Below are 14,479 nucleotides of genomic sequence, written 5' to 3'. Positions count from 1 at the left end.
GCGGCTTCGGCCGCCGTGCCGCCGCAATATCTCCGCGGGACCGCTGCCGACCCCAGCCGCCCCGCCCATAGCGAAGGGAAGTCCATGACTGTCAATATCCGGAACTGGCAGGAATTGAAGAAGCCCAGCAACCTGGAAATCAAGGCCGGCGGCGACGGCAAGCGCAAGGCGACCTTCGTCGCCGAACCGCTTGAGCGCGGTTTCGGTCTGACGCTTGGCAACGCGCTGCGCCGCGTGCTGCTGTCGTCGCTCCAGGGTGCGGCCATTACGTCGATCAAGATCGAGAATGTTCTGCACGAATTCTCGAGCCTTGCCGGCGTGCGCGAAGATGTCACCGACATCGTCCTCAACGTGAAGCAGATCGCCCTCAAGATGGAAGGCGAAGGCCCGAAGCGGCTGCAGCTCTCGGCGACCGGTCCCGCGACCGTCAAGGCGGGCGACATCATGGTGTCGGGTGACATCAAGGTGATGAACCCGAACCATGTCATCTGCCACCTCGACGACGGCGCGACGCTGAACATGGAACTCGTCGCCGACACCGGCAAGGGTTACGTCCCCGCGACCGCGAACCGCCCGGCCGACGCGCCGATCGGCCTAATCCCGGTCGACTCGCTCTACTCGCCCGTCCGCCAGGTCGCCTACAAGGTCGACAATGCGCGTATCGGCCAGGAGCTCGATTTCGACAAGCTGAGCCTGACCGTCGAAACCGACGGCACGGTCACCCCGGAAGACGCCGTCGCTTATGCGGCGCGCATCCTCCAGGACCAGCTGCAGGTCTTCGTCCACTTCGAAGAGGCGATGAACGACAGCGGCCTGATCGGCATGGCGGCCCCCTCGGCCGCGACCGAGGAATCGGACGTCAACCAGCTCAACCGCTTCCTTCTCAAGAAGGTCGACGAGCTCGAGCTGTCGGTCCGTTCGGCGAACTGCCTCAAGAACGACAACATCATCTACATCGGTGATCTCGTTCAGAAGACCGAAGCCGAAATGCTCCGCACGCCGAACTTCGGCCGCAAGTCCTTGAACGAAATCAAGGAAGTGCTGTCGTCGATGGGCCTGCGCCTCGGCATGGACATCCCCGGCTGGCCGCCGGAGAATATCGAGGAAATGGCGAAGAAGCTCGAACAGGAGCTTCTCGGCTGATCTTGCGGCCCGGCGAAAGCCGGGTCCCACAACGGGAATGGGTCGGCCCGATAATCGACCTGGTCTGGGCTACCTCACACGGGCCCTTAACGAACGAAGGAAGAAATCATGCGTCATAAATCGGGTGGCCGGAAGCTTCAGCGCACCGGCGCGCATCGCATCGCGATGTTCCGCAACATGTCGGCCTCGCTCATCAAGCACGAGCAGATCACGACGACCGTCGCCAAGGCGAAGGAACTGCGTCCCTACGTCGAAAAGCTGGTCACGCTCGCGAAGCGCGGCGGCCTTGCCAACCGCCGTCTCGCCAAGAGCCGCCTGATGGACGACACGCAGCTCGCGAAGCTGTTCGATGTCCTCGCCGAGCGCTACAAGGACCGCAACGGCGGCTATACCCGCATCATCAAGGCCGGCATCCGCGCCTCGGACGCCGCACCGATCGCGATCATCGAATTCGTCGATCGCGACGTCGATGCCAAGGGCCAGGATTCGGGTCCGGTGCTGACCGAGGACGAATTCGAAGACGCGTAAGCCGCGGCTTCCAGCGACAAAAGATCAAGGGCGGCGTCCGCAGGGACTGCCGCCCTTTTTCATGTTCGATAATGCGGAGGCTCGCCCGGCCGGTCGCCGAACCGAAGCCTCAGCCATAGGAAACGGAAAGCTTCCCCTTGCGGCGCTGCGCGCGCATCACGCCGCCGACAGCGGCAAAGCCGAACAGGAACATCGCCCAGGTCGCGGGCTCGGGCACCGCCGAGGTGACGACGGCCTTGATGATCAGATCGTCATAATCGTTGTCGGCGCCCTGAATCTGGTCGTCATAACCGAAATAGAAGGTCGAAACGGAACTGCCGCTCTTCTGCATTTTGGTCAGGAAGATGCCGAAGCCGTCGTCCCCGACCGTCGCCGGCTTCCCGCCGACGCTCGAGAAATTCAGGCGGCCGGCGAGACTGCCGGCATTGAATGCGCCGCTGCCGATCGAAACCGGCGCGCCGAAGTTATTCTGGAAGGGCGTGTTCTCGCTCTTGATCAGATTGGGGGTCGAAATCGTCGCGAAACTGTCGTTGAAGCCGCTTTCCGAACCGAGCAGATAGAAGGTGATGATCGAATTTTCGGTGAGGACCAGCGAAACGTCGTCCGACGAATATTTCGTGAGGCCCAGCGCGTTCAGCTGCGACTTGAAATCATTGCTGCTCGAAATCGTCTCCTTATCGTCGAAGGTGATCGTCACGGCGGCCTGCGCCGCAACCGGAAGCGCGGATGCAAGGAGCAAGGCCATAGCAGCAAGCGGTTTTTTCATGTCTTTTCCCCCACGCCCGGCGCGCCCTTCATTCGGTTCGTCACGCCCGGCGACTCGGAGTTTTAGCATTTCGGAAACCATGAAAGTAGGGCACCGGGGAAGATGTGCCGAAGTGGTACATGCTGATTTACGGCGATCTTTTTGCGGACGATCGCCGCCCGCGCCCGGCCGTCGAGCGATCTGCAGCGGCCCCGCCGCCTGGCCGCTCAAAATATGGCCGGCACCCCAAGCCGATGCCCAAATCCGCTTGCCCGGCCTCTTTCTATCCTTACATAATGGCGCACGATTGTTGCTTCGACGATGAGGATCGCCTTGCCATGCCCCGTAAAGATATGCGCGCGCCGCTTGCGCTGGTCGCGCTGATGATGACGCCCGCCGTTGCGCCGACCGCTGCAAACGCTACCGATTCCGCCGCGGCCCCTGCCCCGGCGCTCGCCTATCCGGCGACCGAACGCGGCTCGACGGTCGATCGGCAATTCGGCGTCGACGTCGCCGACCCCTATCGCTGGCTGGAGGACGATGTTCGCGTCAATCCGAAGGTCGCGGCGTGGGTTGCCGAGCAAAACAAGGTCACCGACGCCTATCTTGCGACGCTTCCCGGCCGCGAGGCGTTCCACAAGCGGATGACCGAACTCTATAATTACGAACGCTTTGGCCTGCCGACGAAGGCGGGGACGCACTATTTCTACACGCGCAACGACGGGCTTCAGCCGCAGTCGGTGCTCTATGTCCGCGACGGACTGAAGGGCGAGGGCCGCGTGCTGATCGATCCCAATGCCTGGGCAAAGGACGGCGCGACCGCGCTCGGCGAATGGAACCCATCGGAAGACGGCAAATATCTGCTCTATTCGGTGCAGGACGGCGGCACCGACTGGCGCATCGTCCGCGTCAAGGACGTCGCGACGGGACAAGACACCAGCGACGAGATCCGCTGGGTCAAATTCTCGGCGCTCGACTGGGCGAAGGACGGCAGCGGCTTTTACTATTCGCGTTTCCCCGAGCCGAAGGAAGGCCAGGCTTTCCAGTCGCTCAACGAAAATCACGCGGTCTATTTCCACAAGCTCGGCACGCCGCAGAGCGAGGACGTGCTGATCCACGCCACCCCCGACGAGCCGAAGCTCAACCACAGCGCGGTCGTCACCGACGACGGAAAATATGTCCTTGTTGTCTCGTCCAAAGGGACCGACGAACGCTATGGCCTGACACTGCATCCTGCGAAGGGCGGCGCGGCGATTCCGCTCGTCGACGACTATGCAAACAATTGGGAATATGTCACCAACGCGGGCTCGCGCTTCACCTTCCTGACCAACAAGGGGGCGCCCCGCGCGCGCCTCGTGTCGCTCGACATCCGCAAGCCCGGCGAAATTACCGAACTGGTCCCGGAGAGCCAGTCGACACTCGTCGGCGCCTCGCGCGTCGGCAACCGCATCATCCTGTCCTATCTCGGCGACGCCAAGTCGCAGGCGGTGATGATCGGGCTCGACGGCAAGCCGATTTCAGCAATCCGTCTGGCCGATATCGGGTCGGCGAAGGGCTTTGGCGGCAATCCGAGGGACGCGGAAACCTTTTACGAATTTTCGAGCTACGCGACGCCGACGACGATCTTCCGCCTCGATACGGTGACCGGCAAGAGCGAGGTGTTCGCCGCGCCCAAGCTGACCTTCGACCCCAAGCAATTTTCGGTCGAACAGCGTTTCTACAAGTCGAAGGACGGCACGCAGATCCCGATGTTCGTCGTGATGAAAAAGGGGCTCGATCGCAGCAAGGGATCGCCCACCCTCCTCTACGGCTATGGCGGGTTCAACGTGTCGCAGGTGCCGGGCTTCTCGCCCACCAAGCTCGCGTGGATGGACAAGGGCGGCGTGTTCGCGGTCGCTAACCTGCGCGGCGGCGGCGAATATGGGAAGGCGTGGCACGATGCCGGCCGGCTCGACAAGAAACAGAATGTGTTCGACGACTTCATTGCCGCGGGCGAATATCTGATCGCAGAGGGGATCGCAGGCAAGGGTCAGCTCGTCATCGAGGGCGGGTCGAACGGCGGGCTGTTGGTCGGCGCGGTCACCAACCAGCGCCCCGATCTGTTCGCTGCGGCGCTGCCCGCGGTCGGCGTGATGGACATGCTGCGCTTCGACCGTTTCACTGCCGGCCGCTATTGGACCGACGACTATGGCTATCCGTCGAAGGAAGCCGATTTCCGGAACCTCCTTGGCTATTCGCCCTATCACAATATCAAGGGCGGCGCGGCCTATCCGGCGATTCTCGTCACCACGGCCGACACCGACGACCGCGTCGTGCCGGGGCACAGCTTCAAATATACCGCCGAACTGCAGCATGAGGATATCGGCCCCAAGCCGCACCTGATCCGCGTCGAAACGCGCGCGGGTCACGGGTCGGGCAAGCCGGTCGACAAGATCATCGCCGAGGCGGCGGACAAATATGCCTTTGCCGCCAAATGGACCGGGCTGAAGGTCGAATAGGCGCCCCTATGTCCTACGCTCTCTCCTTTTCGGCAACCGACCCCGCGACGCTCTGGGCAGAGGCCGCCGACGCGGCCGAGGCGCTCGTCGCGGGCGAGCCCGACGGCATCGCCAATATGGCGAATGTTGCGGCGCTCGTCTGGCAGGCGATTCCCGACCTCAACTGGGCGGGCTTCTACCGCTTCGACGGGACCGAACTCGTCCTCGGCCCGTTCCAGGGCAAGGCTGCGTGCATCCGCATTCCGCTCGACAAGGGGGTGTGCGGCGCCGCGGCGCGCCTTCGCGAGACGCAGCGCGTCGAGGATGTCCACGCTTTTCCGGGCCACATCGCCTGCGACGCCGACAGCCGCAGCGAGCTGGTCGTCCCGATCGTCGCCGACGACCGACTAATCGGCGTCCTCGACCTCGACAGCCCGTCGCCGGCGCGCTTCACCGCGGAGGATCAGTCGGGCGCCGAAATTCTCGTCGCGCGCATCGCCGCAGCGCTGGCGCCCTGACCCAAATCAGCCTGGCCCAAATCGGCCTGACCCAAATCGGGACGCAAAACTCAGGGTTAACAGATTCGCGAGAATCACCCTGATTTGATAACAAACTGTTAACCAGTCGCTCGCCGACGCAGCGATGCGGACGGCGCGGCCAGGGTAACAGGGAGTTTAGAATGCGCACGATCTTGCTTCTGGGGGCGGCCGTCGGAACGGTGTTGCTGACGAGTGGCGTGGCGCGTGCCGCGGATCCCGCGCCGAAGCTCGACTATGGCACCCCCGCAGCCCCCGACGTCCGGGTCTATACCGGCTATCCCGATCGCGTGCCGAGCGAGACCGACTATCGCCACGTCGAGGGGGGCTATGACGCAGAGGGCCGCTGGACCGGGAGCTGGACCGGCACTTACGACGCGCCCGACGGTCGTCGCTACGAAGGCACTTACGAGGGCACGGTCGAGGGACACGGCGCGGGCTATCCGCCGCCGCCCTATTATAATCCCTATTACGGCGGCCATCCCGATCCCGAGGATGCGGAGATGGCGCGTCGCTGTGGCCGGGGGGGCACAGCGACCGGAGCGGTTGTCGGAGGCGTCGTGGGGGGCGTCGTCGGCAACCGCGTCGCCGGGCATGGCGACCGCACCGCAGGCACGCTGATCGGCGGCGGTGTCGGTGCGCTGGCCGGCGCCGCGATCGGCAACGAAGCCGACAAGAAGAAGTGCGACGAATGGTGGGAGGGCCGCGGCCGCCATCATCAGGGCGGCTATGCCTGGCATCACGGCGGCACTTACCCCGGCGCCTACTCATACAGCAGCGGCTATGGTTACGGCTATGGCTGGTACACGCCGGGCGTCGTCGTCACGACGATCATCAACGGCGCCCCGCTGGTCACCGAGACGGTCGAGACCACCACCAAGACCTATTATGAAAAGGCGCCGGTCCGGAAGCGCTATGCTCCGAAGAAGAAGTGGAAGCCGAAACCCAAGCCGCGCTGCGTCTGCTGAACGACCCCGACTGGTCTGGTCACCGTCACAAGGTCCCGTCAGGCCCGCCCTCCACCCGGAAGGCGGGCCTTTCCTTTCATCGCGGACCCGCCACGGTTCAGCGGCGCGAAAGCATGGCGGGCGTAACAGCGAATCCTGTTGCGGGTGGGAGCGTCCCTTGCCCGCGCCTGCGGAGTATCCCGCCCATGCGCAAATTCACCGGCCTCGCCACCGCGACCGCGATCATCCTCACCTCGGTCGGCGTCAGCGCCACCCCCGCCGAAGCCCGCGACCGATATGGTCATGGCTATGGCTGGGGCCACCGTCACCGCGACAATATCGATGCCGGCGACGTCATCGGCGGCCTGCTGATCATCGGCACCATCGCCGCGATCGCCAGCGCCGCGAGCAAGGGCAAGGCCGAACGCCGCGACCGCGACGACCGCTATAGCCCGCCCTATCGCGAGCCGCGGCAGGATGCGCCCAACTATGATCCGCCCGCCGACGACGCGCGCCCCTATGGCGACGGCGCCACCCAAGTCCGCCCCTATGGCAATGGCGAGGCCGAAGCCCGCGCCGCCGACGCCTGCAGCTGGGCGGTCGAGGGCGAAATGGGCGATGACGCCCGCGTCGACAGCATCACCAAGACCGAGCCGAACAATGGCGGCTGGTACGTCACCGGCACCGCCTCGCGCCTCGGCGGCGAGGTGCGCAGCTTTGGCTGCAGCTTTCGGGGTGGCCGCGTCGTCGACGTCAGCTTCGGCTGAACCGGCGACGAGCGACGGACCGGGCCCTGTACCGCCGGTACGGGGCCTTTTCTTTATGAACGCCAGCAAAACCAAGGCTTAACGCCAGATAAGCGGCGGGTTCAGGGCCGCGTCACCGCCGACTCGGTAAAAGGATGACAACAGGCCGCACGGGTGCCGCCTGCGCTATCTGGAGACCGAACCATGGCTGTGAATACATCTTGGACCAAGGCCGCGATTGGTGCGGCCACCGCCGGCGCGATGCTGGTGAGCGCTGCCCCCGCCGCTGCGCGCGATCGCCACGACCGCGACGGCATCAGCGCGGGCGAAGTCATCGCGGGCGCCGTCGTCCTCGGCGGACTCGCCGCGATCCTGTCGTCGTCCAACAACGACCGCGACCGTTATGACCGCTACGACGACCGCTACGGCCGTTACGACGGTCGCTACGACCGCGGCCGCTACGACAATGACCCGCGCTACGGCTATGGCTATGACTATAACCGCTATGGCAACAGCCGCGGCGCCGTCAGCCAGTGCGTCAACGCCGTCGAGCGCGGGACGAGCCGCTATGGCCGCACCGACGTCACGCAGGTGACGAGCATCGACCGCAAGCGCGACGGCTATCGCGTCAAGGGCCGCGTCGTCGTCCGCGACGGCTACGGCGGCCGCTGGGGTCGCGGCGGCTCGTACGACAAGGGCAAGTTCAGCTGCGACGTCCGCTATGGCCGCGTCGTCGACGTCGACTATTCGGGCCTCGGTTAAGCCCGAAGCATAGAAGAGAGCCAACTGGCCCGCCGGCATCCAGGTGCCGGCGGGCCCTCTTGCGTCGGCGCGGGGCAGGCCGCATGAAGCATCATGCTCAAAGCCACTTTCGCCGCCGCGCTGCTCCTCGCCGCCCCCGTCGCCGCTTCCGCCGAGGACACCGCGCCCGCCCCCGATCCCGCGCGCCTGAAAGCGCTGGTCGAAAAACTCGTCTCGTTCGGCACCCGCCATACGCTGTCGTCGACGACCGATCCCAGGCGCGGCATCGGCGCCGCGCGCAACTGGGGCGCTGCCGAATTCCAGCGCATTTCAAAAGCGTGCGGCGGCTGCCTGACGATCGAGCGGATCAGCGACCGTTTCGAAGGACCGCGCGCGCCGTCGGGCGTGATCGTGCAGAATGTCCTCGCCATTCAGAAGGGCAGCGACCCCGACCGCGTGATCATGATCGCCGGCCATATCGACAGCCGCGTCAGCGACCCGATGAACTTTACCGCCGACGCCCCCGGTGCGAACGACGACGGCTCGGGCACCGCGCTGGTCCTCGAGGCAGCACGCCTGCTCTCGAAGGACAAGCATCGCGCGACGATCGTCTATGCGCTGCTCTCGGGCGAGGAACAGGGGCTCTGGGGCGGCAAGCTGCTCGCCGCCCATGCGAAGGAAAAGGGCTGGCAGGTCGCCGCGATGCTCAACAACGACATCGTCGGCGGCACCCGCGGCACCGACGGCACGGTCGTTGCGGACCGGGTCCGCGTGTTCAGCGAAGGCATTCGCGCCTCCGAGGATCTCGCGGCGCAGCTCGCGCGCCGCGGTATCGGCGGCGAGGATGACGGGCCGTCGCGCGCGCTCGCCAAGGCGGCGGTGCGCGCAGCCGCGGCCAATCCGGCAATCGGGCTCGACGTCCTCGCGGTGCGCCGCCCCGACCGCTTCCGCCGCGGCGGCGATCACCTGCCTTCACTCGAGCTCGGCTATCCCGCGATCCGCTTCACCGTCGGGATCGAGGATTATGATCACCAGCATCAGGATCTGCGGACCGAGAACGGCCGCAAATTTGGCGACACCGTCGACGAGATGGACTTTCCCTATCTGGCGCGCGTCACCGCGCTCAACGTCGCCCTCGCCCGCGAACTCGCGGACGCGCCGGCCGCTCCCGAGAGCGTCAGCATCGACGGCGCGGTCAGCTCCGACACCATCGTTCGCTGGTCGCCCGTTAAGGACGCTGCCACCTATCGCGTCCATTGGCGCCGCGCCGATCGCAACGACTGGTCGGATTCGCGCGTCGTTCCGTCGGACGCCGCTAACGAATTGATTTTGCCCGCGATCATCGTCGACGATAATTTCTTCGGCGTTTCCGCTATTTCGGCCGACGGGCATGAAAGCCTCGTCACTTTCGGCGGTCTGCCGCCGGCGAAATAATTAGAAAACAGCACAAACGAAAATTTACCTTCGCGCGTTATGGCAGCGATGGGACCAAAATGACCGCCTGGCGTGGGTGACGGGCGGTGAAGAATGTTGGTCGCCTATGTCGAGTCCCGAGGCCCCTACGGCCTCATCAGCGCCGGATGAAAAGCGCCAGCCGCGGCAGTCGCGTCTGGTAAAGGCGGCGCTCGGCTGCCAGCGGCTCGGCCGTTTCGATGTCACTATCCGCAATGTTTCCGAGACCGGAATCGGCGGGCAAGGCCCGCACAGCCTCAATATCGGCGAGCGGATGACGGTGTTCCTGCCCGGGCACGAACCGATGCTCGGCACGGTACGCTGGGTCTCGGGCAACCGCTTCGGGCTCGAAACCGACAAGCCGGTCGAGACGATGCGACTGCGCGCTTCGCACGGCGACGACCTGCGCACCGCCGACAGCGTCGCCGACTTCCAGATCGTGCCGGCGCCCAAGCTCGATACCTGGCGACCCGGCCTGACCCGCGCGACGTCGCTGCCCGGGCATTTCGGGCGGAAGCGGTAAAGCGGGCGGAAGGCGCCGTTGCGGGCGGGGAGCAGACGTTCCCGATCGCCCGGAAAACGTCATCACGACCTTTCCTGCGCCGCCGCGGCCTAAACCGTCCCCTCCTCGCGCTCGGCCTGCTGCCGCGCCCACATGTCGGCGTAGAGCCCGCGCATCGCGAGCAGCTGGTCGTGCGTCCCCGTCTCGGCGACTCGGCCTTTCTCGAGCACGACGATCCGGTCGGCATTCACCACCGTCGACAGGCGGTGCGCGATCACCAGCGTCGTCCGCCGCTCGGCGATGCGCTCGAGCGTGTCCTGGATCGCCGCCTCGGTGCGGCTGTCGAGCGCGCTCGTCGCTTCGTCGAGGATCAGGACCGGCGGATTCTTGAGCAGGGTGCGCGCGATCGCGACCCGCTGCTTCTCGCCGCCCGACAGCTTCAGCCCGCGCTCGCCGACCTCGGTCTCATAGCCCTGCGGCAGCAGTGCGATGAAGCCGTCGATCGCCGCGCCCTGTGCCGCCGCCGCGATCTCCTCGACGCTGGCGTCGGCGCGGCCATAGGCGATGTTATAGCCGATCGAATCGTTGAACAGCACCGTGTCCTGCGGGACGATGCCGATCGCGGCGCGCAGGCTTTGCTGCGTCACCGCCTTGATGTCCTGCCCGTCGATCGTCACGCGCCCGCCCTGCGGGTCATAGAAACGGTAGAGCAACCGCGCGATCGTCGACTTGCCCGCGCCCGACGGCCCGACGATCGCCAGCGTCTCGCCCGCGCCGACGGCGAAGCTGACGCCGTTCAGGATCGTGCGGTCGGGCTCGTAACCGAAGACGACATCGTCGAAACTCACCGCGCCGCCATTGACGACGAGCGCGGACGCGCCGGGCGCGTCGCTGATCTCGGGCGGGGTGTCGATCAGGCGGAACATCGCCTCCATGTCGATCAGCCCCTGGCGGATCGTCCGGTACACCATGCCGAGCAGGTCGAGCGGGCGAAAGAGCTGCGCGAGCAAGGTGTTCACCAGCACGACGTCGCCGACCTTGTACTCGCCGACCGACCAGCCCCAGACGGTATAGGCCATCGTCCCCGCCATCGCGGCGTTGGTGATGAAGCTCTGCCCGATGTTGAGCCAGGCGAGGCTGTTCTCGCTCTTCACCGCAGCGCGCGCATATTGGTCGGCGACATCGCGGTAGCGCGCGGCCTCGCGTTCCTCGGCGCCGAAATATTTCACCGTCTCGTAATTGAGCAGGCTGTCGACGCTGCGCCCGATCGTCAGCGTGTCGAGGTCGTTCATCCGCGTACGCAGCGCGTTGCGCCAGTCGGTCACCCGCCGCGTGAAGATGATATAGACGACAACCATCAGCGCGGTCGCACTGGCGAGGCCAAAGCTGAACTTGGTCCAGAAGATGATCAGCACCGCGGCGAGCTCGATGATCGTCGGCGCAATGTTGAACAGCAGGAAATAAAGCATCGTATCGATGCTCTTGGTGCCGCGCTCGATCACCTTGGTCACTTCGCCCGTCCGCCGCGCAAGATGGAAGCGCAGCGACAGCGCGTGCAAATGGGTGAAGGTCGCGATCGCCAGTTCGCGCGTCGCATCCTGCCCGACGCGCTCGAACACGACATTGCGGAGGTTATCGAACAGCACCCCGGCGAAGCGCGCGCCAGCGTACGCCAGCACCAGCCCGATCGCGAGCGCGACGCCGTCTTCCATCCCCGGCGCCATCCGGTCGATCGCGGCGCCATAAAGGAAGCCCATCGACAGCTGCACGCCCTTCGACGCGAGCACGATCAGCGCGGCAAGGACGATGCGGACCTTGTGCTCGGTCTGCCCCTCAGGCCACAGATAGGGCAGGAAACGCCCGAGTGTCGCAAGCACGGGCGGTTCGCGGTTGCGATCGGCGGAGGTAGCGGTATCGGGCGGCATGGTCGCCCCATGTAGGGACGCACGGGCCATCCGCCAAGCGTCCTGGCGCGGCGGGGGCGAATGACTGGTGTCGGGCTATACCCGCGACTCGTGCCGATCCCGATCGAATGACCGGAATCGACAGGAGGCCGCCCTAACCATCATCGTCATCCCGGACTTGATCCGGGGTCCATGACTTCAGCACTGCGGTGGATCCCGGATCAAGTCCGGGATGACGAATGACCGCATACGACCGGAGGTGGATATTGTGATCCCCGGCGAAAGCCGGGGCCCAGGGAGTTAGAGAGCTAGTGTCGCGTTGTGCCGCTCTGGGCCCCGGCTTTCGCCGGGGTGCACCAGAGCGAAGTCCGCTCGCCACCGCCAAACCGACCCGGGCCGAATCCGCCCCGCGCGCTCAGCGCGGTTTCGCCGACCCCATCAGCCGGACGATGCTTTGCACCAGCCGTCGTTCCTCTCGCGTCGGCTGCGCCGCGACGACCTCGGCTGCTTCGGTGCGGCGTCCGAACATCGGCCGCCGTCGGGGTAGGGAGGTTGCATAACGCATGGGGAACGCCTCGCTCGCGCGGCCGCCCCCCGGCACCGCAATGGGTCTGGTCCCCGCCCGCGATCCTCGCGCGGCGCGCTTGCCCAAATCTTAACGACTAAGGTTATTGCTTCCTTTGCGGCACATTGAAGGTGCCGGTGACGCGCCCGTTCGAGCCGCCCGTAATCGGATTGCCGTCGGGCCCGCGCGCGGCGCCGCGCCCGTCGACCGTCGCACGGCCGCTGGTGAGGTCGATCACCAGCCGCCCGCCCTGCAGGTGATTGGCGCCCTGCTGCAACTGGACGTTGCCGACCATCGTGATCAGCCTTTTGTCGAGGTCATAGATCGCGACATTGCCCTTGGCGGTCTCGTCGCCCTTGTTCACCGTCACGCCGCCGGTGGCGTCGAGCCGGTTGACGTCGGTGCCGCCGTCGCGTGTGTAGGCGACGGTCATCCGCGGCGCGCGCACCGTGAGCCCCGCCTGCGTTACCGTCACCCCGCCCGACAGCACGACGCGGTCGGCGCGATCCTGCACCTCGATGCTGCCGGCATTGAAATCGACCGGCGCGTTGCTGTTGTGATTCGCGAGCGCCTGCGCCTGGGCGGCGCTACCGCCCTGCCCCGTGCTCAGGATCGCAAGGCTGGTGAGTGCGAAGCCCGCGCCCGCGAGCAAGCCGCTCTTCATCGTCCAAAGCCCCTTCATTTACCCAGCGCTCCCTGGTTGATCCGCAGCCGCGCGTTGCCCGTCAGCCGCACGATGCGCTGGTCGAGATCGGCCGACAGCTGGTTGGCCGAAAATTGTCCGATATTCAATGCGCCGTTGACACCGCCGGTCCCTGCGAGGCTCCGGCTCTTGAGGTCGATTGCCACGTTGCTCGCGTCGAGCCGGTATCCGCTCGCGCTGCGTACCCGCACGGTCCCCGGCACCGACACCTTCTCGGTGTCCATATCATATTGCCCCTCGGCCGCGGCGATCGTCGCGGGGCCGTCATTGAGCTTGATTGCGCCCGACAGCTGGCTCATCCGCACGATCGGCTCGGCCGAACTCTTCTGTACGGCGCTCCCGGCGAGCAGCGCGAAGGGCTGGCCCTTCGAATCCTGGCCGCGATATTCGGCACGCGTCACCTTCATCCGCTCGCTCGCCATGTCGACCTTGTCCTTGGCGAGCAGGAAGCTGATTTCGGTGCGCTGGGTGAAGGGCGAAAAGACGAGCACCGCCGCGATCACCCCGATGACGAGCGGCAGACCAAAGCGCAATATGCGCACGACGCGGTCGTGGCTCGACCCGCTTGCGGCCCACATGCGGCGCATGGTGCGATCATGGTCGGCGCGTTCGGACATTCGCGAATCGCTCTTCTTACGTGTGCGCGAAAATGTCGATTTCGGGCCAGCCGGCGAGATCGAGCGCCGCGCGCGTCGGCAGGAAATCGAAACAGGCCTGCGCAAGGTGGGTGCGCCCTTCGCGCGCAAGCCGCACGTCGAGCACGTCCTTCATCGCATGCAGGAAGCGCACGTCGCTCGCCGCATAATCGCGCTGCGCGTCCGAAAGTTCCGCCGCGCCCCAGTCGCTCGATTGCTGCTGCTTCGACACATCCTGTCCCAGCAATTCGCGCACCAGCTCTTTGAGGCCATGGCGGTCGGTATAGGTACGGACCAGCTTCGAGGCGATCTTGGTGCAATAGACGGGCGCCGTCACGATCCCCAGCGCATGCTGGATCGCGGCGATGTCAAACCGCGCAAAATGAAAGATTTTCAGCCGGTTCGGATCGGATAGCACCGCCTTCAGCACCGGGGCGTCATAGGCGCTGCCGGGGCCGAAGCGCACGAGATGCTCGTCGCCCGACCCGTCGCTGATCTGGACGACGCACAGCCGGTCGCGGAGCGGGTTCAAACCCATGGTCTCGGTGTCCACAGCGACCGCGCCGGGTCCCAGCGCGCCTTCGGGCAGATCTTCTTCGTGGAAATGGACAGTCATGGACCCCGCCTTAGGCCAAGCGGCCCCGCCGCTCAATGACTGGTTTCCCCGCACCCACCCCCCTTGCTCAAGCGCGCGGTAAAGCGCGCAAAATTCTGCTTCGGCTTTTTGAATTTTCTGTTCGCAGCCTGTGGATAATTAGGTTATATCTTGCGCTGTGTGTGGCACGGGGCGAGTCTGTGCCTGTGGTGAGTTGCGTCCCCGTCCGGCGCAAGGAGCCGGGTAAATGGGGTGCGGAC

General features: G+C 65.6%; 15 protein-coding genes. 9 read left to right on the top strand and 6 right to left on the bottom strand.

Annotation, left to right across the window (positions count from 1 at the left end; all coding sequences use genetic code 11):
- The first annotated feature begins 84 nt into the window (after nt 1–84).
- Nucleotides 85–1,143: a DNA-directed RNA polymerase subunit alpha gene (locus ATE64_RS02555; RefSeq protein ID WP_058454489.1), complete on the top strand. Its 1,059-nt coding sequence runs from the start codon at nt 85–87 to the stop codon at nt 1,141–1,143.
- Nucleotides 1,144–1,251: 108 nt separating this feature from the next.
- Nucleotides 1,252–1,671: a 50S ribosomal protein L17 gene (gene rplQ / locus ATE64_RS02550; RefSeq protein ID WP_058454490.1), complete on the top strand. Its 420-nt coding sequence runs from the start codon at nt 1,252–1,254 to the stop codon at nt 1,669–1,671.
- A gap of 109 nt (nt 1,672–1,780) precedes the next feature.
- Here rplQ and ATE64_RS21925 read toward each other — a convergent pair whose 3' ends face one another.
- Complete coding sequence (locus ATE64_RS21925) at nt 1,781–2,437, bottom strand: PEPxxWA-CTERM sorting domain-containing protein (RefSeq protein ID WP_167541731.1); 657 nt, start codon at nt 2,435–2,437, stop codon at nt 1,781–1,783.
- A 317-nt stretch (nt 2,438–2,754) separates the two neighbouring features.
- Between ATE64_RS21925 and ATE64_RS02540 the strand changes: the two genes are divergently transcribed.
- The 7 genes from ATE64_RS02540 (at nt 2,755) to ATE64_RS02510 (ending at nt 9,838) form a co-directional block, all read left to right on the top strand.
- The gene (locus tag ATE64_RS02540) at nt 2,755–4,914 is read left to right on the top strand and encodes a prolyl oligopeptidase family serine peptidase (RefSeq protein WP_197410098.1); all 2,160 of its coding nucleotides are present in this window, start codon (nt 2,755–2,757) and stop codon (nt 4,912–4,914) included.
- Nucleotides 4,915–4,922: 8 nt separating this feature from the next.
- Nucleotides 4,923–5,411: a GAF domain-containing protein gene (locus ATE64_RS02535; protein ID WP_058454493.1), complete on the top strand. Its 489-nt coding sequence runs from the start codon at nt 4,923–4,925 to the stop codon at nt 5,409–5,411.
- Nucleotides 5,412–5,572: 161 nt separating this feature from the next.
- Nucleotides 5,573–6,397, top strand: coding sequence for a glycine zipper domain-containing protein (locus ATE64_RS02530; RefSeq protein WP_058454494.1), 825 nt, complete (start codon nt 5,573–5,575; stop codon nt 6,395–6,397).
- A 185-nt stretch (nt 6,398–6,582) separates the two neighbouring features.
- Complete coding sequence (locus ATE64_RS02525) at nt 6,583–7,143, top strand: hypothetical protein (protein WP_058454495.1); 561 nt, start codon at nt 6,583–6,585, stop codon at nt 7,141–7,143.
- A 183-nt stretch (nt 7,144–7,326) separates the two neighbouring features.
- Complete coding sequence (locus ATE64_RS02520; RefSeq protein WP_058454496.1) at nt 7,327–7,884, top strand: hypothetical protein; 558 nt, start codon at nt 7,327–7,329, stop codon at nt 7,882–7,884.
- A 93-nt stretch (nt 7,885–7,977) separates the two neighbouring features.
- Nucleotides 7,978–9,297 carry a M28 family metallopeptidase gene (locus tag ATE64_RS02515; protein ID WP_082657545.1) on the top strand — a complete coding sequence of 440 codons (1,320 nt, stop codon included), beginning with the start codon at nt 7,978–7,980 and terminating at the stop codon, nt 9,295–9,297.
- 106 nt (nt 9,298–9,403) lie between these two features.
- Nucleotides 9,404–9,838 (top strand): PilZ domain-containing protein, encoded by a 435-nt coding sequence (locus ATE64_RS02510; protein ID WP_058454497.1) that lies wholly within the window; start codon nt 9,404–9,406, stop codon nt 9,836–9,838.
- 89 nt (nt 9,839–9,927) lie between these two features.
- On the opposite strand, the gene ATE64_RS02505 is transcribed toward ATE64_RS02510, so the two are convergent.
- The 5 genes from ATE64_RS02505 to ATE64_RS02490 form a co-directional block, all read right to left on the bottom strand.
- Nucleotides 9,928–11,742, bottom strand: a complete 1,815-nt coding sequence (locus tag ATE64_RS02505; RefSeq protein WP_058454498.1) for an ABC transporter ATP-binding protein/permease — start codon at nt 11,740–11,742, stop codon at nt 9,928–9,930.
- A gap of 394 nt (nt 11,743–12,136) precedes the next feature.
- The gene (locus ATE64_RS21465; protein WP_156416423.1) at nt 12,137–12,286 is read right to left on the bottom strand and encodes a hypothetical protein; all 150 of its coding nucleotides are present in this window, start codon (nt 12,284–12,286) and stop codon (nt 12,137–12,139) included.
- Between the two features lie 103 nt (nt 12,287–12,389).
- Nucleotides 12,390–12,968, bottom strand: coding sequence for an LptA/OstA family protein (locus ATE64_RS02500; RefSeq protein WP_156416424.1), 579 nt, complete (start codon nt 12,966–12,968; stop codon nt 12,390–12,392).
- Nucleotides 12,965–13,606 (bottom strand): LPS export ABC transporter periplasmic protein LptC, encoded by a 642-nt coding sequence (gene lptC, locus ATE64_RS02495; RefSeq protein WP_058454499.1) that lies wholly within the window; start codon nt 13,604–13,606, stop codon nt 12,965–12,967. The genes ATE64_RS02500 and lptC overlap by 4 nt, the downstream gene beginning before the upstream one ends.
- Before the next feature lie 16 nt (nt 13,607–13,622).
- Nucleotides 13,623–14,240: a ribonuclease H-like domain-containing protein gene (locus tag ATE64_RS02490; RefSeq protein WP_058454500.1), complete on the bottom strand. Its 618-nt coding sequence runs from the start codon at nt 14,238–14,240 to the stop codon at nt 13,623–13,625.
- Between the last annotated feature and the right edge of the window lie 239 nt (nt 14,241–14,479).

The sequence above is a fragment of the Sphingopyxis sp. H073 genome, assembly GCF_001468395.1.
GTDB lineage: Bacteria > Pseudomonadota > Alphaproteobacteria > Sphingomonadales > Sphingomonadaceae > Sphingopyxis.
Note: the sequence above shows the minus strand (reverse complement) of the source record. Positions and strands in the feature narration are given on the sequence as shown.